Origin of the sequence: Corynebacterium sp. MSK204 (assembly GCF_030229885.1) — a bacterium.
Taxonomy (GTDB): Bacteria; Actinomycetota; Actinomycetes; order Mycobacteriales; family Mycobacteriaceae; genus Corynebacterium.
The window spans coordinates 1-23312 of sequence record NZ_JASPGQ010000010.1; the positions used below are offsets into that span (position 1 = coordinate 1).

Annotated in this window: 18 protein-coding genes, 1 tRNA gene and 2 pseudogenes; 15 read left to right on the forward strand and 6 right to left on the reverse strand. The window is 60.6% G+C overall.

The window, feature by feature from the left end; translation table 11 throughout:
* Window positions 1-142 precede the first annotated feature (142 nt).
* Entirely contained in the window at window positions 143-1624 is a 1482-nt protein-coding gene (locus tag QP908_RS07400; protein WP_023028062.1) for a multicopper oxidase family protein, read from the reverse strand.
* Window positions 1625-1695: 71 nt separating this feature from the next.
* Complete coding sequence (locus QP908_RS07405) at window positions 1696-2271, reverse strand: CueP family metal-binding protein (protein WP_023016447.1); 576 nt, start codon at window positions 2269-2271, stop codon at window positions 1696-1698.
* Between the two features lie 404 nt (window positions 2272-2675).
* Here QP908_RS07405 and copR point away from each other — a divergent pair, with 404 nt between their 5' ends.
* The 7 genes and pseudogenes from copR to QP908_RS07440 all read left to right on the forward strand — a co-directional run bounded on the left by copR (window position 2676) and on the right by QP908_RS07440 (window position 9063).
* The gene (copR, locus tag QP908_RS07410) at window positions 2676-3398 is read left to right on the forward strand and encodes a two-component system response regulator CopR (RefSeq protein ID WP_239269691.1); all 723 of its coding nucleotides are present in this window, start codon (window positions 2676-2678) and stop codon (window positions 3396-3398) included.
* On the forward strand, window positions 3395-4522 hold the full coding sequence (gene copS / locus QP908_RS07415; RefSeq protein WP_239269692.1) for a two-component system sensor histidine kinase CopS: 1128 nt from the start codon (window positions 3395-3397) through the stop codon (window positions 4520-4522). The genes copR and copS overlap by 4 nt, the downstream gene beginning before the upstream one ends.
* A gap of 114 nt (window positions 4523-4636) precedes the next feature.
* Window positions 4637-4963 carry a heavy-metal-associated domain-containing protein gene (locus QP908_RS07420; RefSeq protein WP_239269693.1) on the forward strand — a complete coding sequence of 109 codons (327 nt, stop codon included), beginning with the start codon at window positions 4637-4639 and terminating at the stop codon, window positions 4961-4963.
* A gap of 51 nt (window positions 4964-5014) precedes the next feature.
* A pseudogene (locus QP908_RS07425) lies at window positions 5015-7235 on the forward strand (copper-translocating P-type ATPase).
* Window positions 7236-7282: 47 nt separating this feature from the next.
* The gene (locus tag QP908_RS07430; RefSeq protein ID WP_239269695.1) at window positions 7283-7897 is read left to right on the forward strand and encodes a YdhK family protein; all 615 of its coding nucleotides are present in this window, start codon (window positions 7283-7285) and stop codon (window positions 7895-7897) included.
* 267 nt (window positions 7898-8164) lie between these two features.
* Window positions 8165-8875: pseudogene (locus tag QP908_RS07435) on the forward strand (IS6 family transposase).
* 65 nt (window positions 8876-8940) lie between these two features.
* Entirely contained in the window at window positions 8941-9063 is a 123-nt protein-coding gene (locus QP908_RS07440) for a VOC family protein (RefSeq protein ID WP_005276107.1), read from the forward strand.
* Between the two features lie 304 nt (window positions 9064-9367).
* Here the strand turns inward: QP908_RS07440 and QP908_RS07445 are convergent.
* Window positions 9368-9452: transfer RNA gene (locus QP908_RS07445), tRNA-Leu, on the reverse strand.
* Between the two features lie 208 nt (window positions 9453-9660).
* Here QP908_RS07445 and QP908_RS07450 point away from each other — a divergent pair.
* The 8 genes from QP908_RS07450 to crgA all read left to right on the forward strand — a co-directional run bounded on the left by QP908_RS07450 (window position 9661) and on the right by crgA (window position 18914).
* Entirely contained in the window at window positions 9661-10494 is an 834-nt protein-coding gene (locus QP908_RS07450; RefSeq protein WP_005276103.1) for an FHA domain-containing protein, read from the forward strand.
* Between the two features lie 25 nt (window positions 10495-10519).
* Window positions 10520-10972 carry an FHA domain-containing protein FhaB/FipA gene (locus tag QP908_RS07455; RefSeq protein ID WP_239269696.1) on the forward strand — a complete coding sequence of 151 codons (453 nt, stop codon included), beginning with the start codon at window positions 10520-10522 and terminating at the stop codon, window positions 10970-10972.
* On the forward strand, window positions 10969-12333 hold the full coding sequence (locus QP908_RS07460) for a PP2C family protein-serine/threonine phosphatase (protein ID WP_237801249.1): 1365 nt from the start codon (window positions 10969-10971) through the stop codon (window positions 12331-12333). Before QP908_RS07455 ends, QP908_RS07460 begins: the two co-directional genes overlap by 4 nt.
* 3 nt (window positions 12334-12336) lie before the next feature.
* On the forward strand, window positions 12337-13689 hold the full coding sequence (locus QP908_RS07465) for an FtsW/RodA/SpoVE family cell cycle protein (RefSeq protein ID WP_239269698.1): 1353 nt from the start codon (window positions 12337-12339) through the stop codon (window positions 13687-13689).
* On the forward strand, window positions 13686-15116 hold the full coding sequence (locus QP908_RS07470) for a peptidoglycan D,D-transpeptidase FtsI family protein (RefSeq protein ID WP_284772000.1): 1431 nt from the start codon (window positions 13686-13688) through the stop codon (window positions 15114-15116). Before QP908_RS07465 ends, QP908_RS07470 begins: the two co-directional genes overlap by 4 nt.
* Window positions 15116-16615 (forward strand): serine/threonine-protein kinase, encoded by a 1500-nt coding sequence (locus QP908_RS07475; RefSeq protein ID WP_284772001.1) that lies wholly within the window; start codon window positions 15116-15118, stop codon window positions 16613-16615. Before QP908_RS07470 ends, QP908_RS07475 begins: the two co-directional genes overlap by 1 nt.
* A 3-nt stretch (window positions 16616-16618) precedes the next feature.
* The gene (gene pknB, locus QP908_RS07480) at window positions 16619-18577 is read left to right on the forward strand and encodes a Stk1 family PASTA domain-containing Ser/Thr kinase (protein WP_284772002.1); all 1959 of its coding nucleotides are present in this window, start codon (window positions 16619-16621) and stop codon (window positions 18575-18577) included.
* A gap of 64 nt (window positions 18578-18641) precedes the next feature.
* Complete coding sequence (gene crgA / locus QP908_RS07485) at window positions 18642-18914, forward strand: cell division protein CrgA (RefSeq protein ID WP_023024716.1); 273 nt, start codon at window positions 18642-18644, stop codon at window positions 18912-18914.
* A 68-nt stretch (window positions 18915-18982) separates the two neighbouring features.
* Here crgA and nagE read toward each other — a convergent pair whose 3' ends face one another.
* From nagE to QP908_RS07500, 3 genes are read right to left on the reverse strand one after another with little or no spacing between them, the layout of a single operon-like run.
* Window positions 18983-21070 carry an N-acetylglucosamine-specific PTS transporter subunit IIBC gene (gene nagE, locus QP908_RS07490; protein ID WP_284772025.1) on the reverse strand — a complete coding sequence of 696 codons (2088 nt, stop codon included), beginning with the start codon at window positions 21068-21070 and terminating at the stop codon, window positions 18983-18985.
* 56 nt (window positions 21071-21126) lie between these two features.
* Complete coding sequence (nagB, locus tag QP908_RS07495) at window positions 21127-21891, reverse strand: glucosamine-6-phosphate deaminase (RefSeq protein ID WP_284772003.1); 765 nt, start codon at window positions 21889-21891, stop codon at window positions 21127-21129.
* A 10-nt stretch (window positions 21892-21901) separates the two neighbouring features.
* The gene (locus QP908_RS07500; protein WP_284772004.1) at window positions 21902-23077 is read right to left on the reverse strand and encodes an N-acetylglucosamine-6-phosphate deacetylase; all 1176 of its coding nucleotides are present in this window, start codon (window positions 23075-23077) and stop codon (window positions 21902-21904) included.
* Between the last annotated feature and the right edge of the window lie 235 nt (window positions 23078-23312).

Consider the following 23312-nt stretch of genomic DNA (forward strand, 5'->3'; position numbering starts at 1 on the left):
ATCCTGGTCAAATTTTCTCGGCACGTTCCAGATTTTCCCATCTACTCAAACGGAACAAAACCTGGGACACTTCACACCAACGCCGTGTCCACTACTCGGGGGACACCCCCGCCCACCTCGGCACTCAACCCTGCTGTGGGGGTTACTCGTAGCGAAGCGAGCTGAACATCCCGGTTTCCAGGTGATAGGCGTTATGGCAGTGAAATGCCCACTCACCGGGGTTGTCAGCGATCAGGTCGGCGATCATGGTTTCACCGTGGCGGAGAAGGACGGTGTCCTTGCGTAGCCCGCCGCTGCCGGGCAGCGCCCACGTGTGGCCGTGGATGTGCATGGGATGGGGCATCATGGTTCTGTTGCGCATGACCATCCGCAGGCGCTGGCCCTCCTGCACGGTCGCGGAGGAGGATTGGCCGTCGGTGAGAATGCTCCATTCATACGGCATCATCTGCCCGCCCAGGTCGATACTGACTTCTCGGTCTGGTGTGTCCTCGGGCAGGAGTGCACGGTCTGCTGGCTTCAGGGAGGACAGAAGCAGTCCGGTGGACGACAACTCGGGGAAGTCGACATCGGGGTGGGGGGCCTGGCCGCCGGCGGTGCGGATGACGGCGAAGGCGCGGTCGTCCTTACCCACCGCCAAAGCCGTGAGCGGGAAGATGCCGTCGCCGAGGATGACCTCGACGTCGACACGCTCGCCCATCGACAGGTAGATCGATTCGGTCTCCCGAGGCTGGACGGGGAAGCCGTCGGTGTGGGTGACGGTCATGCGGTGACCACCGAGGGCCACCTTGAAGATGGTGTCACCGCCGGAGTTGATAAACCGCAGGCGGGCCTTGTCGCCCGGGCGAGCCTCGAAGGTCCGGTGAGCACGGGGGATACGTCCGTTGATGAGGTAGTGCGGATACATCACATCGCCAGCATCCCCGCCCAGTACCCGGTCCGGGGTGCCGTGCATCATCTGGCCGTGACCTCCCATTCCCTTCTTCCCGTTATGGTCGCCTGAACCCATTCCGGTGAGCTTGTCGAGCTCATCGTCGGGAGTGCCCTGAATGCCATCGACCCAGTCGTCGAGCACGATGGTCCACTCGACGTCCTGGTCCTCAGCGTCTTGCGGGTCACGGACGATCAGTGGGGCGTGGAGGCCGCGATCAAGCTGCAGGCCGGAGTGGGAATGGTAGAAGTAGGTGCCACTGTGGGGGACTTCAAAAACATAGGAGAAAGACTCGCCAGGTTCAATGGGGTCCTGGGTCATGCCGGGCACACCGTCGGCTGCGTTGTGGAGTGCGATACCATGCCAGTGGATGGAGGTGCTCTCAGGAAGTTCATTGGTGATATCGACCTGGAGGACGTCGCCGGCGGTGGCCTCAATGGCCGCATCCCCGGTGTCAGAGACGTACCCCCACGTCTTGGCTTCGATGCCGCCGATATCCAGAGAGAGGGGCCGGGCGGTCAGTGTCCGGCGCACCGTCGGCTCACCGAGCGCAGTGGGGGTGGGAGTGGGGCGAAGAGAGGAACCTGGTGCCGAGGCAGCGGGTCCAGGGTCGCTGGTGCAGGCGGCCACGGCCCCGGTGCCGGCGAGGACGAGCCCGCCGAGCAGAAACTGTCGTCGGGAAAATCCGTTCATCATGATTTAACCTTCCTTGGTGTTAGATTTCAGTGACACGGGAGACAGGCGCAGGTGAGGACCCTGCTGAGCCATCACGTCAGGTGCAGGTCTGTGACACAGGTGGCACCATCGTCGGCGGTGGAAAACTCCGCGGTGCCGGTACGCCCCTGGTAGCTGACCTCAATCAGGCCGGTGGCATCATCGGGAAGCCAGAAGCCAATAAACCCGTTGTCGAAGGTGGTTGTCGCCTCGTCCACCAGCACCTCACCGGTCGCCTCATCGGTGATCGTGATCTGGATATCCTCATTGTCGAGTTCCCCCAGGCAGGTCGTGAGGCTGTGGTAGAAGCAGTCGTGGGTGGAGGTGAGATAGGGCGCGATCGAGACATACGTCTGATTGTCGGGAAGATCGACCACGACTTCCTGGTCATCGCTCGAGAGCAGCAGTTCATCGGCACGCACTGAAGCGATCAGATCCGTGGGACGCTCAGTGACCTTCTGCCGGTCGAGGTGATCAATGATCTCCACCGCGTCCATGGCGGCCAGGCCATGGGTAGTCAGGAATGTATCCCGGGACACCGTCCCGTCGGCGGTGGGTTCCGGGTCGGCGGCCGAACACCCCGTGAGGGCGAGGGCAAGGGCGGCGGCTGCGATCGCTGCTCGTTTCACGTCAATCTCCTTGGATCGTGGTAAGACCGTGAGAAGACACCGCCTCAAGGTCGATGTCATACCTTTATCTAGCACGGGTGCCTGACGGACTAGAAATCAAAAGCCCTGCTCACAGCCTTATAACAGGGCGAAAAGGGGGTGGATTCGGTGGGCTGGGTCACCACCGGGACACCACCCCACAGCCGTGGGCGATGTCCTTCTACCCGCCCCGGGTATGCGGTGCAGGCAGTGAAATCCCTGGTGGCGCCTGCTGAACCGACCAGGGGAGGCGATGCCGCCGGCCCGGGGTGGGGCACAAGGGTGACGGCAGTCGAAGGGTGATGTTTGAAGATTTGATGAAGATTGCCCCGCCGGGCACTGAGCGAGGGTGGTATTCCCCCCTGACCGGAGCAATACTGGGGCCTATGGCTGACCGCACACCGACCACCGCCACGCCCCCGGGGCGGGTGCTGGTCGTCGATGATGAACAACCCCTGGCTCAGATGGTGGCCTCCTACCTCATCAGGGCCGGCTTCGATACCCGCCAGGCTCACACCGGCACCCAGGCCGTGGACGAGGCTCGTCGCTTTTCCCCTGATGTTGTGGTGCTGGATCTGGGGCTGCCCGAACTCGACGGCCTGGAGGTGTGCCGACGGATCCGCACCTTCTCGGACTGCTACATCCTCATGCTCACCGCGCGTGGCAGCGAGGACGACAAGATCAGCGGTTTGACCTTGGGGGCGGATGACTACATCACCAAACCTTTTAGCATCCGGGAACTGGTGACCCGGGTGCATGCGGTGCTGCGCCGCCCGCGCACCAGCACCACCCCACCGCAGGTGACCACCCCCTTGATCGTTGGTGACCTCATCCTTGACCCCGTCGCCCATCAGGTGCGGGTGGGGGAGACGACCGTGGAGCTCACCCGCACGGAGTTCGAGCTGCTGGTTGCCCTGGCCCTGCGCCCCAGCCAGGTGCTGACCCGCCACGACCTGGTCACCGAGGTCTGGGACACCACCTGGGTCGGTGATGAACGCATCGTCGATGTCCACATCGGCAACTTGCGTCGCAAGCTCGGCACCGACACCCGGGGCCGGGGGTTTATCGACACCGTGCGTGGCGTGGGCTACCGGGTGGGGCAACCATGAATCACGGACCCGGCCTGACCTTCCGCTTCCTGGCCGCCCAGGTGTTGGTCGTGGTGATTAGCCTGCTGGTGGCCGCGGCCGTGGCCACGACGGTGGGTCCGACCCTGTTCCATGATCATATGTTGATGACCGGCCAGGAGGACCCCTCGCTGGAGCTGTTCCATGCCGAGCAGGCCTACCGGGGCGCCAACCTGATCACCCTGGCCGTCGCCCTGCCCACCGCCTTGATCAGCGCCCTGCTGGCCAGCCTGTGGTTATCGCGTCGTCTGCGCACCCCCCTGCAGGATCTCACCCGCGCCGCTACCAGCCTGACGGCCGGCAACTCCCGTATCCGCGTGCCCGCCGGAAAAGCAGGCCCCGAGGTCACCACCCTGGCGCATGCCTTCAACACCATGGCCGATCGGCTGGAACACACCGAACAGGTCCGCCGCCAGATGCTCTCTGATCTGGCCCACGAAATGGGCACCCCCTTATCGGTGCTCACGGTCTACCTCGATGGTCTCCAGGACGGGGTCGTGGACTGGAATAATGCCACCCACACGATCATGGCTGACCAACTCACCCGCCTGACCCGGTTGATGGAAGACATCGACGATGTCTCCCGGGCCCAGGAACACCGGATCGATTTGGACCTGGCGGAGGAAGGGCTCGGGGATCTGCTCCATACCGCCGCTGCTGCCGCGGGGGAAGCTTATGCTGACAAAGGCGTCGATTTACAGATCGAGACCATTACACACACCGCCCGGGCGCTCGTGGACCGGCAACGCTTCGGCCAGGTGATGAGCAATCTCCTGTCGAACGCGCTACGACACACCCCGGCCGGCGGGCAGGTCCGGATCAGCGTCCACCGACAGGGGGCGTCCACCGCACTCATCCACGTCGCCGATGACGGCGAGGGCATCCCGCCTGACCAGCTCAGATACATCTTCGAACGCTTCTACCGGGGGGATGCCGCCCGCAGCCGGGACGACGGCGGGGCCGGTATCGGTCTGACCATCTCCAAGGCATTGATCGAGGCCCACGGCGGCACTCTCACCGCCACCTCCCCCGGACCCGGTCGCGGAGCGGTGTTTGCCCTCCGCCTCCCGCTGTCCCCTCCCGACAGTGAGGAGGCTGCTCGGTGACCACACCCTGCCCCGCATGAGAGCCGCGCCCTCCACCCATTGAAAATATACCCCTGGGGGGTATATGCTAGAGAGTGGCATCGCCGCATCCCACCGACTCGTAGGAGCTTTCCCATGATCACCTCCCCGCCCCGCCTCTTGCCGATGGCCTCCCACGGCTGCAGCTGTTGCGGACCTGCCTCACGTGCCGACACCGCCTCCACCCCTGCCACCAGCGACTCGTCAGCAGGAGGGTCCTCCCCTAGCTACCAGGTCACCGGCCTGACCTGCGGGCACTGCGCGAAAAGCGTGACCCAGGCCCTTCAGGCCCTCCCCCAGGTCGACGACGTCCAGATTGATCTCGCTGCTGGTGGAGTTTCCACCATCACGGTCACCGGTGCCGTACCTCCGGAGATGGTTCGCCGGGCCATCGAGGAGGTCGGCTACACCGTCTTATCCTGATCAGTTTTACCCATCATCTCGACCCCGACCGGGTTGAGCGAAAGGAACGTCATGAGCACTCCCCACCATTCGGGTGATCACCATGGTGATCACCCCGCTCCGGAAACAGACCACACCCACCACCCGGATCATGCCAGCCACGAACACCACGCAGATGCCGACCCCCACGGCCAGGCAATGCCCCACGATCACCCGCATTCCGCCCCGGACGAAGACCACCACGTTCATGGTCACGGCGAACACGCCGGACACAGCACCGCAATGTTTCGGGACCGCTTCTGGTGGTCGCTGATTTTGTCCATTCCCGTCGTTATTTTCAGCCCCATGGTCGCCCACCTGCTTGGCTACCACCTCCCGGCATTCCCCGGATCCACCTGGATCCCCCCGGTGCTGGGCACGATCATCTTCGTCTACGGCGGAACGCCTTTCCTCAAGGGCGCATGGAAAGAACTGAAATCCCGCCAACCCGGGATGATGCTCCTGATCGCCATGGCCATCACCGTGGCGTTTGTCGCCTCCTGGGTCACCACTCTGGGGCTGGGTGGTTTTGACCTGGACTTCTGGTGGGAGCTGGCCCTGCTGGTGACCATCATGCTGCTGGGCCACTGGCTGGAGATGCGCGCTCTCGGGGCCGCGTCCTCCGCGCTTGACGCGCTGGCTGCCCTGCTGCCGGATGAGGCCGAGAAAGTCATCGACGGGACCACCCGCACCGTGGCCATCTCCGAGCTGGTCGTCGACGACGTCGTTCTGGTGAGGGCCGGTGCCCGGGTGCCGGCCGACGGAACCATCCTCGACGGAGCCGCCGAATTCGATGAGGCGATGATCACCGGCGAATCCCGTCCCGTCTTCCGCGACACCGGTGACAAGGTGGTCGCCGGTACTGTGGCCACCGACAACACCGTCCGCATCCGGGTGGGACACCGCCCTGGCTGGGATCCAACGCATGGTTGCCGACGCCCAGGAGTCCTCCTCCCGGGCCCAGGCCCTGGCGGATCGGGCGGCGGCGTTGTTGTTCTGGTTCGCGCTGATCTCCGCTCTGATCACCGCGGTGGTGTGGACCATCATCGGCAGCCCGGACGATGCCGTGGTGCGCACGGTTACGGTGCTGGTCATCGCCTGTCCGCACGCCCTGGGCCTGGCGATTCCGCTGGTCATTGCGATCTCCAGCGAGCGGGCCGCGAAATCCGGGGTGCTCATCAAGGACCGGATGGCGCTCGAGCGGATGCGCACCATCGACGTGGTGCTCTTCGACAAAACCGGCACCCTGACCGAGGGTGCGCACGCGGTCACCGGTGTCGCGGCAGCTGTCGGCGTCACCGAGGACGAGCTACTGGCCCTGGCCGCCGCTGCGGAGGCCGACAGCGAGCACCCCGTGGCCCGCGCCATCGTGGCGGCCGCGGCCGCCCATCCCGAGGCCTCCCGTCGGCAAATCCGTGCAACTGGTTTCAACGCCGCCTCCGGCCGGGGAGTCCGGGCCACTGTCGATGGCGCTGAGATCCTCGTGGGCGGGCCGAACATGCTGCGCGAGTTCAACCTCACCACCCCGGCCGAGCTCACCGACACCACCAGTGCCTGGACCGGGCGTGGGGCCGGTGTGCTCCATATTGTCCGCGACGGTCAGATCATCGGTGCGGTGGCCGTCGAGGACAAGATCCGCCCCGAATCCCGCGCCGCTGTGAAAGCCCTGCAGGAACGCGGGGTGAAGGTCGCGATGATCACCGGCGACGCGCAACAGGTGGCCCAGGCGGTTGGTCAGGACCTAGGCATTGATGAGGTCTTCGCCGAGGTCCTGCCCCAGGACAAAGACACCAAGGTCACGCAGCTGCAGGACCGGGGTTTGAGCGTGGCCATGGTCGGTGACGGTGTCAATGACGCCCCCGCTCTGACCCGCGCGGACGTCGGTATCGCCATTGGTGCCGGCACGGATGTGGCCATGGAATCTGCCGGGGTGGTCCTAGCCAGTGATGACCCGCGGGCAGTGCTGTCGATGATTGAGCTGTCCCAGACCAGCTACCGCAAGATGATCCAGAACCTGATCTGGGCCTCTGGCTACAACATCCTCGCCGTGCCGCTGGCTGCCGGAGTGCTCGCCTCGATCGGGTTCGTGCTGTCCCCGGCCGTGGGCGCGATCTTGATGTCTGCCTCGACCATCGTGGTGGCCCTGAACGCCCAGCTGTTGCGCCGCATTGATCTGGAGCCGGCTCACCTGGCTCCGACCGACGGGAAGGAGGAACACAGTAGGTCGATATCCCCCGTAACCGTTACTGACTGACCTTGTCTCTCGACCCCTAACTCACACCACCTTTGAAAGGAACGCTCATGAAACGCAGCATTACCCTCGCCGCCTTGGTACTGACCTCCACCCTGGCGCTGACCGCCTGCAGCGACGCCACCGACAACTCCGACGATGCCGACACCACCAGCACCACGACGGCAACCGCAGAGACCAACGAGACCCACCAGGAAGACACCACCACTGCCGACGAAGAGCACGGCGGGCACGACCACCCTGCCGACGGCGGGGCACCGCCGGCAGGCATTGAAGAGGCCGAGGATCCCACGTACCCGGTGGGCACCGAGGTCATCCTCACCGCTGACCACACGCCCGGCATGGACGGGGCCACCGCCACCATTTCCGGGGCGTTTGACACCACGACCTATTCGGTCAGCTACACCCCCGCCGAGGGTGGGGCCCCGGTTACCGACCACCGCTGGGTCGTCCATGAGGAGCTCGTCGATCCGGGTCAGGCCCCCCTGCCCGACGGGGCGAGCGTTGTCCTGGATGCCGAGCACATGTCCGGCATGAAGGGTGCTGAGGCCACCATCGATTACTCCACCGAGGAGACGGTCTACATGGTTGATCTCACCGTCGACGGGATGACGATGACCAACCACAAGTGGGTCACCGAGAGCGAGATCCAACCCGCCGAATAGTCCACCCACCCTGAACCGCGAGACCAGACAAGGCACCCGCTCCAGAGTCGGTCATCAATCGCTGCCGACCATGCCGCAGCACACCAGCCACACACGGAACCTGCACGCCCACAGGGCCCACGCTGAGGTAGACCTTCTGTGTCACTGCTTCTCTTAGTCAGGGAAATATGCCCTGGAATGACCCTGGTGACAGGAGTTCATTCCAGGGCTTTGGGTGCTGTTGCAAAGTTGGGGCAGTAGGAAGAGCGACGTGAAATAATCACAGCCATGGGTATCTTCTCCGGTCGTCATTTCCCCCGTGACGTCATTCTGTGGGCAGTGCGGTGGTACTGCCGCTAGGGGTGAGCTACCGAGACTTGGAGGAAATGATGACTTCAGCGGGGTGTGCCGGTTGATCAACCACGATCTACCGCTGGGTCCAGAAATACGCCCCTGAGCTGGACAAGCAAACACGGTGGTACCGGCAGGTACCTGACTGGCAGGCCAGTTCCTGGCGGGTGGTGAGACCTATATCCGGATCGGCGGCAGGTGGTGCTACCTCTATCGGGCGATCCCCGCCGGTGGCCAGACCCTGGACTTTTACCTCTCTCCGAAGCAGAACGTGGCCGCAGCGAAACGTTTTCTGGCCAAGGCTCTCAGATACAATGCGTCAGCCGGGTATCCCAGAGTGATCAACACCGATAAAGCATCCTCCCTAGCCAGGGCAATCGCCGAGTTGAAGTCAGGGGGAACCTGCCCGCCAACAGTGGAACACCGACAGGTGAAATACCTCAACAACATCCTAGAAGGCGACCATGGTCGACTGAAGCGGATCCTCGGGCCGAAAGGTACGTTTAAGAACCGGACATCTGCATATCGGACGTTGAAAGGGATGGAGGCGATGCACTCATTGCGGAAAGGGCAAGGCACTGTGTTTGACCTCACGGGCAACCGAACCCGGACGCGGTGATCGTCAACAGGGTCTTCGAGACGGCCTAACAACGCCCACACGCAGCGGCCATCAGGGAATGAGAAACTGAGTCTTCGCTACTCTCCGCCCAACTTTGCAACAGCACCAATCAAAAGGAGTCCAAATTGTGCAGCCACCCGACGATGACGTCTTCGGCCGCACCTTCGTAGTTGCCGACCCTGATGGAAACCTGTTCCGCGTCAGCCCAGTCGTTTAATTCTTAAATTGGGATTCAACAACTAGGAAATCCTCCAACAGCCCAAGGAAAACATCTCAGTTGGAGGATTCCAATTGCCCCGAAGCGGGAGCTAAAGCCAGAACGTCAGATCAAAATAACAAGCAAAATGACTTGTTGACACCATCGAAAACAAGAGTTCGACAGAAGAGAGCGGGAGTTAGGATGTAAATTCCCACACTTGCAATCCTCAACCGCCAAAGTTCAGAAAAACAAAGAAACCGAAGGTCACGAACCCTTTCGAGTTTGTTACCTCCGGTGTCGCAGTTTGTTCAACTGCTCTTTGTGCCCGGGGCGGGACTTGAACCCGCACGTCCTTATCGAACACTGGCACCTGAAGCCAGCGCGTCTGCCAATTCCGCCACCCGGGCAGGGTGTGGTTGTCAGTGCGACTAGATAAAGATAGCACAGGGAGTGCATACAATTACAAATCAGCAGGAAAAGCGGATTATTTTGCGCATTTAATGGCGAAAAACTAGGAACTTTCGCGCCGCCGTCTACGTTTGAAAGGGGTATACAAACTATAATGGCTACTACTGATCACTACTGATCGCTGTATAGCGGAAAGGAGCAAAATTCGTGGCGTTTTTAGAAAGGCTGGCGAAGCTCGATTCCGCTATGCAACGCGGCCTTGATAACGGCATGGCTTTTGTCTTCGGCGGCAAGGTCGTTCCTGCAGAGATTGATGAGCTTTTGAAGCAAGAAGCCCAGGACAATCTCGGCCACGGGGACGATGACAAACTCTATAGTCCCAATGTCATGACTGTAGGTGTCTCCTCCAAGGATTTGGAGAACTTGTCGCAAGACCCCGATTTGCCTGCCGATTGCGCAGACCAATTATCTCGCTTTATCCGCAATAACGGATGGTCCCTCGCTGGTCCCGTCATTGTGCGGATAGCGGAGGAATCGGGCCTGCGCACGGGCCAGCTTCGTGTGTCCTCGTTTATAGATCACGAGCCCACAGAAGAGACCGGTTTCGAGGCGATTTTCCACGACTTTGATGGTCAGGAGGACCAGATGACCAACCCGCACGAAAATAATGCGGATGACGCAGCTACTACCGCTTTCATTGCGCAAGATGACCAACCCGCGCCGCAAACGCAGGGCCCCGCTGTCAATTTGATGTTGCAGGATGGCTCTTCCCGCGTCTACCACGTGCAGGAAGGGTCAAATATTATTGGCCGCAGCAATGATGCGGATTTGCGCCTGCCGGATACGGGCGTGTCCCGCCAGCATGCGGAAATCACGTGGAACGGTGAAGATGCCGTATTGGTGGATTTGCAGTCCACCAATGGCACCACGGTCAATGACACTCCTATTGATAACTGGCTGCTTGCCGATGGCGATGTGATCACCATGGGCCATTCCCACGTCGAGGTCCGCATTACGGGCCTTGATTCGCATAGTTACTAATTCACACTGAGGAAGGGAGGCCGCCATGGATGCAGTCATCATGCTGGCGCTTCGCATCGGCTTATTGGCTCTTTTGTGGGTATTTGTCCTGGTGGCCTTGAATGCCATGCGGCGGGATACCAATAAATCCGCAGGTGCTATGCCACAGTCGTCAAAAATGGGTGCGTCCCCGCGCAGTCACGCTGCGGTAAAGCAGCTTTCTATTGTGGAGGGCCCCTTGCAGGGATCCCACATGGATTTGGGCACGCTCGAGGAATGTACCTTGGGACGTGCCGCCGACTGTGATTTTGTCACTGGGGATGATTACTCCTCCGGCCATCATGCACGCCTATTTCGCCGCGGCAGCGAGTGGGTAGTGGAGGATTTGGAATCGCGCAACGGAACCCTCGTCAATGGTGTGCGCATCGACCAACCTGAGGTAGTCGGCGCGAACTCCGAAATTAAGCTAGGCCGCACTACCGTGAGGTTGAACGCATGACACTGAAGCTAAACTTTTTTGCCAAGTCGGACCGCGGGCTTATCCGCGGAAATAATGAGGACTCCGGATACGCCGGATCCCACCTGCTGATTTTGGCCGATGGCATGGGCGGGCATGCCGCGGGTGAGGTCGCCTCCCAACTCATGGTCAACCACCTCGAAATCTTGGATCAGGATCCGGGTAAGGAGGACACGGAGGCGCTCCTTGCGGCTGCTGCCGATGACGCCAATGAGGCCATCAGCGAGCACGTCACCGCCCACCCTGAGACCGAAGGCATGGGCACGACGCTGTCCACGATGCTGTTCAATGGCACCACCTTTGGTGTTTGCCATGTGGGCGATTCGCGCGCTTATTTGCTGCGCGATGGCAAGCTCGAGCAAATCACCAAGGACGATACCTATGTGCAGTCCTTGGTGGATAAGGGCGAGCTGGCTGCAGAAGATGTTTCTTCCCACCCACAAAAGTCCCTCATCTTGAAGGCCTATACCGGCCGTGCGGTGGAGCCGACGCTCTTCACGTTCGAAGCCAAGGCGGGAGACCGCATCCTGCTGTGCTCGGATGGGCTTTCGGACCCGGTTACGGCTTCCACGATTGAGACTGCCCTTGGCCAGGGAAGCATCGAACAAGCGGGCTCCACCCTCGTGGATCTCGCCATACGTTCGGGCGGACCGGACAATGTCACGGTCGTCATCGGTGAGGTTACGGAAGAAAAACCCGCCACCCACGAACCATTCCGCGTCGGTGCGTTGGCAGGTTCGGTAGAAGAACCCACGCACCCGGATTCTTCTGCATCACGCGCCGCCAAACTCACCCGTAAACCCCAGGTGATTCCGCCGGCCGTCATGGCCGATGAAGACAATGCGGCTAAGGACTCCGATGAAGAAGAGGCAGAGGACGAGCCTTCTCGACGAAAAGTCGGGTGGAAGGTCCTCATCGCGCTCATCATCATCTTGGCGCTCGTTATCGGCGCGGGGCTGTGGGTCAAGAACTTCTTGTCCAATAATTACTACGCCGAGACCAACGATGCCCAGGAAATCACCATCCTGAAGGGCGCGGATTATTCCGTATTTGGCAAGGATTTAAGCTCCACGCACCAATACGTGTGCATTAATGACAAGAACTCCTTGCTGTTTTCTGCACAGAAGTGCAAGGGAGACTTCACCCCGCTGAAGGTCTCTGACCTGCCCGAGTCTGAGCGCGGCGCGGTCAACCACATTTCCGCCGGTGATCTGAGCGAGGTTCAGGATCAGATTAATGACCTGGGTGAAAAGGCACTCAAGCCATGTATCACTGCGCCGAGCCAAAAAGATAATAAAGACACCAAGGAAAACAAACCTGGGGTCACTTGTAGGGAGGTGTAGCTGATGCAGAAGTTTTTTAGCCGAAGAATCGAACTCGGCCTCCTTATTCTCGCCGCGGCTGTCTTTGCCATTACCTTGGTCAGTTTGGAGCTGTCGCAAGATAATGCGCTCACGACGGACCTGATCTACCTCATCGGTGGATTCATTGGTGTCTTTACCATTGCCCACTTGGCAATGTGCTTCTTGGCGCCCTACGCGGACCAGATCATGTTGCCTATCGTTGCCATCCTTAATGGCATTGGGCTTATCGTTTTGGCCCGCCTGGATTTGGTCAATGATCGGGGTCTCGCGGTCCGCCAGGTCATGTGGACCGTCGTTGGCCTCGTGCTCTTTGTGCTGGTCCTGGCGGTTGTCAAGGACCATCGGTCACTCACCCGCTATTCCTATATCTTGGGCGCGGCTGGCCTCGTACTGTTGGCGCTGCCGTTGGTGTGGCCACAACCTGATGACGTTGAAGCTCGCATTTGGCTGAATTTCGGGCCCTTTTCCATCCAGCCGGGTGAGTTCTCCAAGATCATGCTGATCTTATTCTTTGCCATGCTGCTGACGCAGAAGCGGTCCCTCTTTACTGTGGCTGGGTATCGCTTCCTAGGGATTTCCCTGCCCCGCTTGCGCGACCTCGCCCCCATTCTCATCGTGTGGGCCATCGCCATCATCATCATGGGAATTTCCAATGACTTTGGTCCGGCGCTGCTGCTCTTCAGCACGGTGCTGGGCATGCTATTTATGGCTACCGGCCGGGTCAGTTGGCTATTTATCGGCCTCATCCTCGTCGGTATCGGCGGCTTTGGCATTTACCAAGTTTCTGAAAAGATCCAGCAGCGTTTCTCCAACTTCTTGGATCCGCTAGCAAATTATGATGTCACTGGCTTCCAACTGTCCCAGTCCCTCTTTGGCTTATCATCCGGCGGCATTTCCGGCAGCGGCTTGGGCCAAGGACACCCCGAATTGGTGCCGGTGGCACACTCAGATTTCATCCTCGCCGCCATCGGTGAGGAATTGGGGTTGATTGGTCTAGCTGCCGTTTTGATCCTCTTTGGCATGTTGGTGACCCGCGGATTCAATACCGCGTTGCGTACCCGCGATACGTACGGCAAACTGGTCGCTTCAGGCCTTTCTCTTACTTTGGCGGTACAGGTCTTCGTCGTCACCGGTGGCATTTCCGCCCTGCTGCCGATGACCGGCTTGACCACTCCTTTCATGTCCGCCGGTGGTTCCTCTCTCATGGCTAACTATGTACTGTTGGCGATTTTGCTGCGGATCTCTAACGCAGCTCGCCGACCCATGCAGGAGAACTCGAGCAATGCTCCGAGTGACACCTCCATGTTCCCGTCGGTTCAGGAGGCTTACCGATGAACAAATCCATCCGCCTAGTATCCCTATTTGCCATCATCTTGACCGCGGTTCTGTTGGTGAACCTGACGGTCATTCAGGCATTTTCGGACGATAAATACGCACATAATGCTAAGAACTCGCGCGGGTTCATTGAGCTGCAGAACACCCCGCGCGGCCAGATCTATTCCGGAAATACGGTGCTGGCGCAATCCACGGAAAATCCTGATGAGACCTACTCCCGGTCTTATCCCATCGATTCGCCCGCTTTTGGCAATGTCACTGGCTACTTGTCCAGCCAATTTGGTGCTTCGGAATTGGAATCTTCGCAAAATGAAATTCTCAATGGCACGGATGATTCCCTGTTCAAGCAGCACTGGCTCGATACCATTGCGAATAAGCCCACCAAGGGAGCCAATGTAGAAGTCACCATCGATCCGGCATTGCAGCAGGCCGCGTATGACCAGTTGGCGGGTCCGGGATACGAAGGTTCGGCGGTTGCCATCCAGCCATCGACGGGCAAGATTCTGGCCATGGCCTCCAACCCGGGCTTTAACCCAAATTCACTGGTCGGCGAGTCCGCCGATGAGGCGTGGACGGGCTTGCAGGAGCAGCCGGGCCAGCCGCTGGTCAACCACGCAGCGGCGGATACCTTGCCACCGGGATCTATTTTCAAGATCATTACGACTGCGGCCGGATTGAATAACGGCTTCAATCCCTCGTCGAGCCTGACCGGTGCCAACGTGATTACCCTGCCGGATGCCGTCACGGAGCTGACCAACTACGGCAATGAGAAATGCAACGGCCAGGATTCGGTGACCCTGCAGACCGCCTTTGCGCTGTCGTGCAATACCGCATTTGTGCAGATGTCTGAGCAGATCGGCGCGGATGAGCTGCGCAAGTACGCGGAGGCTTTCGGCATCGGCAAGAAGTACGACTTGGGTGTCTCTTCTTCCGCAGGCACCTTGGGTGACCTTCCGGATGGTGCGGCGACGGCGCAATCGGCCATCGGCCAGCGCGATGTCACCATGAGCGCGTTGCAAGCGGCAGTCATGGCCGGCACCGTGGCCAATAAGGGCACGCGCATGGAGCCTTACCTAGTCAATCGCATTACTGATGCCCAGATGAAGGAAATCCGCACCACGAAGCCCAAGAAGGCCGACGAGGCCGTCACGGAAGAGACTGCATCGACCATTAAGGACCTGATGTTTGCCTCCGAGCGTTCTTCGTGGGGCTACGACGGCAATGGATTCGCATCCAAGACCGGTACCGCCGAGCACGGCGAAGGCTTGGCTCCGCACGTGTGGTACGTCGCGTTTGACCCGGACCGCGATATTGCCGTCGGGGTCGTCGTCAAGAATGGCGGTAACTTGGGCGAATCCGCAACGGGCGGCAGAGTCTCTGGCCCAATTGGTCGTGCCATCCTGAGCGCATACCAGGGGGAACAGTAATGAAGAATACCGAGAACAAAGACCATCTCCAGGAACTCATCGGCAGCGACTACGAACTGCAGTGGATCATTGGCCACGGTGGCATGTCCACGGTGTGGCTTGCCGATGACACTCGTAATGACCGCGAAGTAGCCATTAAGGTGTTGCGGCCGGAGTTTTCCGATAACCAGGAATTCCTCTCCCGCTTCCGCAATGAAGCGGAATCCGCTGAATCTATCCAGTCCGATAACGTGGTGGCCACCTATGACTACCGCGAGCTGGAAGATAATGGCCGCAAATTCTGCTTCATGGCCTTGGAATACGTGCGGGGCGAATCCCTCGCGGATCTGCTTGCGCGCGAGAACACCTTGCAGGAAGAACTCGCGCTGGACGTGCTTGAGCAGGCGGGCCACGGCCTATCCATTATCCACCGGATGGGCTTGGTGCACCGCGATATTAAGCCCGGCAACCTGATGATTACCCAAAATGGGCAGGTAAAGATTACGGACTTTGGCATCGCCAAGGCCGCCGCCGCGGTACCGCTCACGCGCACCGGCATGGTGGTGGGGACCGCTCAGTACGTTTCGCCTGAGCAAGCACAGGGCAAGGAAGTCTCCCCTGCCTCTGATATCTATTCGCTCGGCGTCGTGGGTTACGAGATGCTCGGCGGCAAGCGCCCATTTTCGGGCGATTCCTCCGTATCCATTGCTCTTGCCCACATCAACCAGGAGCCAGAACCGCTGTCGACCACGATTAGCGCCCCGGCGCGCGAGCTCATCCGCATCGCTCTGCGCAAGGATCCCAATACCCGCTATGCCGATGGCAATGAGTTCACGGTCGCGGTATCCGATGTGCGCCTTGGCAAACGCCCGCCGCGCCCGAAGTCCATTCCGCCCCACCAGCAGGCCCCAGAGCCTTCGCCTTCGGCGTCGACCGAGATGCTTGCCGATGTCGCCCAGCCCACCACCATTCATCCGGCGGCGGGGACGGCGGCGAGTGCTCCCGCGCCGCAACGCAAGGCAGCACCAGCTCCGGGCAATGATTCGAAGGGTGGGAAGTCTTTCCTCAAGGGCTTGGGTATCGTCGCGGCCATCGCCGTGCTTGCCGCGGGCGGCTACGCCATTATGAACCTCATGAGTAGCGAGGGTGACGACAGCGAGCCTTCGTCTACCCAGGAAACTTCCGTGGTCACCGAGTACCGGGATCCCACGACCACGCAGGTAGAAACCCTGGAGGAGGACGAAGGTACGAATGAGACGCCGCAGGAAGTGACGGTAACGGAGACGGAGCCTACTGATCAGGAGGGCAATCAGGCGCCGCGTGATAATCGCCGGCAGCAGCAGACCCCGAACCAGCAGGCTCCGACGCGAAACCAGCAGCGTCCGAATACTCCGACGCAGCAACGCCAACCCCAGCAGACGCACGTCGAAAATACACCTGAGCAAAACAACACAGTAAACTCACAGCCCGATGAACTTCCTGGGGATTTATCTGATTTATTAAGACAGGATGGTGACTAAGCCATGGTCAATGACCGGTACCGGCTCGGTGAGATCATCGGCTCCGGCGGCATGTCCGAGGTATTTGCCGCAGAAGACACCACTTTAGGCCGGCAAGTAGCGGTAAAAATGCTGCGCACGGAGATGGCTCGCGATATCAACTTCCGCGAGCGCTTCTACCGCGAGGCGCAGAACTCCGGCAAGCTAAACCATCCCAATATCGTGGCGGTCTATGACACCGGCGAGACCGAGGTGGATGGCATGACCATCCCGTATATCGTCATGGAGCGGGTCAATGGGGCTACGCTGCGCGATATTATTCGCGAAGATGGCCCGCTGCCTGCCCAAGAGGCGGCGGAGATCCTCAAGCCGGTCGCTGAGGCCTTGCAGGCATCCCATGAGGCGGGAATCATTCACCGCGATATCAAGCCGGCGAATATCATGCTCACCAATACCGGCCAGGTGAAGGTGATGGACTTTGGCATCGCCCGTGCATTGGATGATTCGACCTCGGCGATGACCCAAACTTCTGCCGTTATCGGTACCGCCCAGTACCTTTCCCCGGAGCAGGCGCGCGGCAAGAACGCCGATGCGCGTTCTGATGTCTATGCGCTGGGCTGCGTCATGTACGAGGTACTCACCGGCCGCACCCCATTCGAAGGCGAAACCCCCTTTGCCGTGGCTTACCAGCATGTGCAGGAAGAACCGACCCCGCCTTCGGAGCTTATCGATGACCCCTCGTTGACCCCCACCCAGCGGGTCAATATCGATGCGGTGGTACTGACAGCGATGGCCAAGCACCCCGCGGACCGCTACCAGTCCGCCTGGGAGATGGCCGGCGATTTGGATCGCCTGCGCACGGGCCAGGTCACCGAAGCTGCCCGCATGCACGTCAACGAGGATGAAGCCACAACGGCGATGCCCGCACCGGCCACTTCTACTGCCCCTGCGGCTGCGTCCCACCGGGCACCGATCGAATCGACGCGTCCTACCGAAGAGGACGAAAGCGGCGGCTGGATGAAGTGGCTCGCGCTGCTTCTCGTCGCGCTGTTGATCGCCATCTTGGGCTATTTTGCCTGGGATTTCTGGAGTAGCGACGATGACGATAACCGGAACGGTCGAAACCAAACCGAGGTGGCGGAGCACAATAGCGTCATCGTGCCGGAGGTAGAAAACCGCCCGCGCAATGAAGTGGTCAAGGAGCTCGAGGACTTGGGACTTCTCGTCACCGTGAACGAGGAAGCTAACCCCGATATCGATCGCAATAATGCGATTCGCATTAATCCGGCCCCTGGTTCGGAATTGCAGAAGAATGCCTCGGTGACCTTGACCGTTTCTTCCGGCAAGGAAATCATCGATGTCCCAGATATCACCGGCATGAACTTGGATCAGGCCGCGCAGGTTTTGGGAGAGGCAGGCTTGGAGCTGAACTCGGATATTTCTGAGCGCAATGATGAGGCCCCCGCCGGCGAGGTAATTCAGCAGAACCCCGCGGGTGGTACCCAATTGTCCAAGGGATCAAAGGTCCGGGTGACGGTGTCTAAGGGCATCGAAAAGAAGCGCGTTCCTGATGTCGCTGGCTTGAACGAGGAGGATGCGCGCAGCCGCCTCGAAGCCAATGACTTCGACGTCAATGTCCGGGAAGTCGATTCCTTAGAGCCGGAAGGCACCGTGCTTAACGTCTCCAACCAGGGCGCTCAGCTGGAAAAGGGCCAGACTGTCACCATTGAGGTATCCAATGGGATGCTCATGAAGGCACCAGAGATCATGCACAAGAACCAAGGACAAGCCGAGAATGCCCTGCGTCAGGCGGGCTGGGATGGCGAGCTGCGCGTGGGCGAGCCAATTCCCACCGGCGCGTTGGTCGATAGCAATAAGATCGGTTGGGCGTCCACTAATCCCGGCGATACCATCCGCAAGGATCAGGACGTGGAGGTTCGCATCTGGAAATTCGAAGCCTCGGCGCTCCTGCCGCAGCCATAGCTGCTGGTATCGTAATTCATCAGTAAGCACTGAGATAAGAACTGAAATCTAGAGAAGGTCTCTTATGCCAAAGTCAAAGATCACCCAGAGCTCTGCCACCCAGGTATCGAGCTCTTCTGGGGCAAACCGCACCCCGGTCAAAATCAACTCTGAAGGCACCCCGAAATGGTACGTGGCCATCATGCTTGGCCTGATGGTCATTGGCCTGCTGTGGCTCGTGGTCAATTACCTCGCCGGTGAATCCATCCCCTTCATGGCGGAGCTCAGCGGTTGGAACTACGGGATTGGCTTCGGCCTCGCCCTCATTGGCCTGCTCATGACCATGGGCTGGCGTTAGACCGCCGCCAAAGAGAAACCCTCGCCGCCACCGCAAGGTGACCGCGAGGGTTTTCTCGTGCTTAAGCCTTAGTGTTCAGCCGGCCGCACGCGGGCGACGGCAACGCTCTGGTCAGCGCGGCCCTCGTGCTCGATATCTACTCCAGCGATCTGCTTTGCCGTGGGGCAGACCACCGGGGTAATCAGGTTGATGCCGCGTTCGCGCAGCTTCTCGGACTCCACCGCGATGATGGGGGTCCCGGCGCGGACGACATCGCCCTTGGCCGCGAGCTTGGTAAAGCCCTCCCCCTTCAGTTCCACGGTATCGATGCCGATGTGAATAAGCAGGTCGAGGCCCTCTTCGGTCCGCATGCCGAAGGCATGGCCGGTCTTGAAGACCATGGTGATGGTGCCATCTACTGGGGCACAGACATCGAAGGCATCGATCACGGTAGGAATAACGGCAAAACCTTCGCCCACCATGCCCTGGGCAAAGGACTCATCGGGGACCTCAGAAAGCGGCACGACGGTTCCCTCAAAGGGGGCGTGGAGCTGAATATCGGTGCCGATCTTCTCCGCAGGGCGAGCGTCTTCGCTGGGCTTCGCGGTGGCCGTAGCTACCGATGCGGAGCCGGTGCGCAGCTGATGGTTGACCTCATCAAATATGAACTGCACGGAAGGCCCCACGATGACCTGCACGTTCTTTTCGGAGGGGTGGATGACGCCGGAGATGCCGGCGCGCTTGATAGTGGGGTCATCGACAAGCGCGCGATCCTTCACGCCCACGCGCAGGCGGGTGGTGCAGTAATCTAGGGAATCGATATTGTCCTTGCCGCCGAGGCCCTCGATGATGCGGGCGGCGGACGCGGCGGTCTTATCATCGCCCGTGGCGGAATCATCATCTTCTGCGGCATCCTCGTCATCGCCGCGGCCTGGGGTCTTCAGGTTAAACCAGCCGATGAGGTAGTAGAAGAGGACAAAGTAAAGGGCGAAGAAAACAGCGCCCATGATAAGCAGCATGTACCACTTATTGGCCAACGGGTTTTGCGAGGACAACAGCATGTCCACGAAACCTGCGGAGAAGCCGAAGCCCGCGGTCCATTCCATCGCGGCGGCGATAAAGACGGAGAGACCGGTCAGCAGCGCGTGCACCACGTAGAGCAGCGGGGCGACGAACATGAAGGAGAATTCCAGCGGCTCGGTCACGCCAGTGAAGAAGGAAGCCAGGGCGCCGGCTGCCATGAGGGAGCCGATGACCTTGCGGCGGCCCTTATCCGCGCGCAGGTACATGGCCAGGGCGGCACCTGGCAGGCCGAACATCATGACCGGGAAGAATCCGGCCTGGTAGCGCCCGACCACGCCGTCCACGGTGCACTGTCCGTTCTCCCAGATGCCGGGGCACTCCGCCGCGGAGGTGGCCGCGGCGGCCGCGTCGATGGTGGACTGGCCGGATTGGAAGTTACCGATGTCATTGATACCAATGACATCAAACCAGAAGACGGAGTTCAGCGCGTGGTGCAGGCCCGTCGGGATGAGCAGGCGGTTGGCCACGCCGTAGATGCCCGCGCCCGCGGCGCCAAGGCCCTGGATGGAGGTACCGAAGTTGAAGAGCGCGTGGTAGATGAAGGGCCATACAACGTAGAGGATGGCGGATACCACGATGGCAAAAAGCGCGGTGAGGATGGGCACGAGGCGGCGGCCGGAGAAGAAGGCCAGGAAGTCCGGCAGTTTGGTGCCGTGGAAGCGGTTATAGACCATCGCGGCCATGATGCCGGCGAGGATGCCGAAAAGGACGTTGCCGTCACCGACGGCATTCCAGCCCTCGGCGGCCCATTCCACGGCGTCATCGCCAGTAAGCGTTTCGGGATCTTCGATGCCGCGGTAACCAGCGACGGCATCGGGGCCCAAGAGCTTCATGAAGGTGGCATAGGCGAGGAAGCCGGACAGAGCGGAGGCGCCATTGGAGTCCTTGGCCAGGCCAAAGGCGATGGCGACGGCGAAGATCCAACCCAGGTTATCCAGCACGGCACCGCCGGAGCTGATGAGTAGCTGCGCGACCACGTTATCTTGGCCGGCCACGCTGGCTATCCAGTAGCCAACGCCGCCGAGGATCGCCGCGACAGGCAGCACTGCCACGGCGCCCATCAGCGCCTTTCCGAGCCGCTGCAGCGGCCCCATAATATTGACTTTCACGGGAGGAGTCCTTTCAACGGTGTAAAGAAGTAGAGAGGGATTTAGTGCGGACGATGCTCATCCACGAAGCGGTAGTACTCGAGATCCTCCAGTTGGGAGGCCGCATCTTCATCGAGAATCACCGTGGCCCGCGGGTGCAGCTGGAGGATTGAGGCCGGGCAGTGCGCGGATAGCGGGCCTTCCACCATGTTGCGGACGGCAGTGGATTTTTCGGTCCCGGTGGCCAGCAGCAATAAGTGGCGGGCCTCGCTGATGGTGCCGAGCCCCTGGGTCAGCGCGTAGCGAGGGACGCTGTCCGTGTTCTCGAAAAAGCGGGCATTATCCTGCACCGTCCGCGGGTGCAGCGTTTCCAGGCGGGTGCGCGATTGCAAGGAGCTGGAGGGCTCATTAAAGCCGATGTGCCCATTGCCACCGATGCCAAGCAGCTGGATGTCGATGCCGCCGGCATGGCGAATAGCCTGGTCATAGGCGGCTGCGGCGCGATCCGGATCCGCGGCATCGCCCTCTGGGCTCTGCACCAACTCATCAATGAAGTCAACGTGGGAAGTAAATATGCGCCGGATGGTGGAGTAATACGACTGCTCATGGGAGCGAGCTAGCCCCACATATTCATCCAGGAGGAAGGCGCGGCTGCGAGCGAAACTCACCTCCCCGCGCTCGCAGCGGGAGGTGAGTTCTTGATACAGCGCTACCGGGGTAGAACCCGTGGCCAGGCCCAAGGTGGCACCGGCGTTGGCATAGCGGACGAAGATATCGGCGGCGGCGGTAGCCACCTCTGCTGGTGTGGAACGGATGAGGATGTCCATGCAGTATTTCCTAACGTGAATCAGTATCTGGCGCAGTGGTGATGTCAATGCCATCAGCGATGACGCGCATGGGCTCGAACTGCGCATTCAGGCCCACGAGGTTGGCGCGCTTGCCGGGAGCCAAACGGCCTATGTCCTTATCCCCCAGCACGTCCGCGGCCGTGGTAGAGGTAAACCGAACCGCTTCCTCTACGCCGTGGCGAGCGGCGAAGCGCGCGAACTGCTGCGCCAAGGTGGAGGTTCCACCCGCGATGGCGCCACTGTCCACCCGCGCCACGCCGCCGGTCACGGTAACGGGCAGGGAGCCCAGCTCATAGGAGCCATCGGCCATGCCGGCGGCGGCCATCGCGTCGGTAACAGCAAAGGCGCGGCGGTTATAGACCATGTCGACGGTGCCATCGGCAAGATGCACGCCATCGGCAATGAGCTCTACTCCCACATCGCCGGCCTTCGAGCCGGTGAGCAGGGCGGCCACCGTGCCGGGGGCGCGGTGGTGGATGGGCGGCATGGCGTTAAAGAGGTGGGTGCCGGTCACGGTGACGCCCAAGTCTTGTGCCTGCTCCATGACCTGCAGCGTGGTCTCGTAATCGGCCTCGGTATGACCCAGGCTGGCGATGATATCGTGCTCGGCACAGACCGCGAGGAGCTCCGCCGCGGCTTGTGTTTCTGGGGCAAAGGTAATGGAGCGCAGGTGGCCGCGGGCGGCATCGATCACCGCGCGGAAAAAGTCTGGGTCTCCCGGCACGATGCGCGATGGATCTTGTGCGCCACACTTGGCCGCGGCGATGAATGGGCCTTCCATGTGGATGCCGGCGATATCCCCCTCATCTGCCAGCGTGGCAAGCAACTCCGCCCGCGCGCACAGCTCCGCTTGCGTCCCAGAAACCATGCTGGCTATCAGCGTGGTGGTGCCGTGGGCGCGATGAAATCGCGCGGCGGCGCGGCACTGGTCATAATCACCATTGGGAAAGCTTCCGCCATTGCCGCCGTGATTGTGCAGGTCCACAAAACCTGGAACCCACAGCAAAACGTTTGGGTCACCGGCTTGCCAGGCCGCGTGCGCTGCGGGGACATCGCCAAGCGAGATGTCTTCAATGCGCCCGCCAAAGTTCAGCGCACCAGCGCGCAGCTCGACGTTCTCGTCGATGTACAGGCCTTCTACGCGGCCCTTCGTCTGTGTCTGCATATTTCGTTCACTTTTCTGTTGTGTGGGCAGGCACCATCCCATAAACGCGCCGATATCCCAGCGCAGCACTATGTTATAACCTATTGGTACCATACCCCAGTGTCAATGATGTCACTTTCACTTTTTTATGTGAGATTTTCGAGGACTATCGACTGTGATGCTCAACTTCGTTTAGGCATAGACCCGCACCAGCCACTGGACTACATTGATCTTTAGGAAGTATCGCTTGCCGATG

Coding starts and splice junctions, on each gene's coding strand:
- QP908_RS07475 (WP_284772001.1), top strand. CDS start 15,116: ATGAAGAATACCGAGAACAAAGACCATCTCCAGGAACTCATCGGCAGC.
- QP908_RS07460 (WP_237801249.1), top strand. CDS start 10,969: ATGACACTGAAGCTAAACTTTTTTGCCAAGTCGGACCGCGGGCTTATC.
- nagE (WP_284772025.1), bottom strand. CDS start 21,070: ATGGGGCCGCTGCAGCGGCTCGGAAAGGCGCTGATGGGCGCCGTGGCA.
- QP908_RS07500 (WP_284772004.1), bottom strand. CDS start 23,077: ATGCAGACACAGACGAAGGGCCGCGTAGAAGGCCTGTACATCGACGAG.
- QP908_RS07470 (WP_284772000.1), top strand. CDS start 13,686: ATGAACAAATCCATCCGCCTAGTATCCCTATTTGCCATCATCTTGACC.
- QP908_RS07455 (WP_239269696.1), top strand. CDS start 10,520: ATGGATGCAGTCATCATGCTGGCGCTTCGCATCGGCTTATTGGCTCTT.
- copS (WP_239269692.1), top strand. CDS start 3,395: ATGAATCACGGACCCGGCCTGACCTTCCGCTTCCTGGCCGCCCAGGTG.
- QP908_RS07420 (WP_239269693.1), top strand. CDS start 4,637: ATGATCACCTCCCCGCCCCGCCTCTTGCCGATGGCCTCCCACGGCTGC.
- QP908_RS07465 (WP_239269698.1), top strand. CDS start 12,337: ATGCAGAAGTTTTTTAGCCGAAGAATCGAACTCGGCCTCCTTATTCTC.
- QP908_RS07400 (WP_023028062.1), bottom strand. CDS start 1,624: ATGATGAACGGATTTTCCCGACGACAGTTTCTGCTCGGCGGGCTCGTC.
- crgA (WP_023024716.1), top strand. CDS start 18,642: ATGCCAAAGTCAAAGATCACCCAGAGCTCTGCCACCCAGGTATCGAGC.
- pknB (WP_284772002.1), top strand. CDS start 16,619: ATGGTCAATGACCGGTACCGGCTCGGTGAGATCATCGGCTCCGGCGGC.
- nagB (WP_284772003.1), bottom strand. CDS start 21,891: ATGGACATCCTCATCCGTTCCACACCAGCAGAGGTGGCTACCGCCGCC.
- QP908_RS07430 (WP_239269695.1), top strand. CDS start 7,283: ATGAAACGCAGCATTACCCTCGCCGCCTTGGTACTGACCTCCACCCTG.
- copR (WP_239269691.1), top strand. CDS start 2,676: ATGGCTGACCGCACACCGACCACCGCCACGCCCCCGGGGCGGGTGCTG.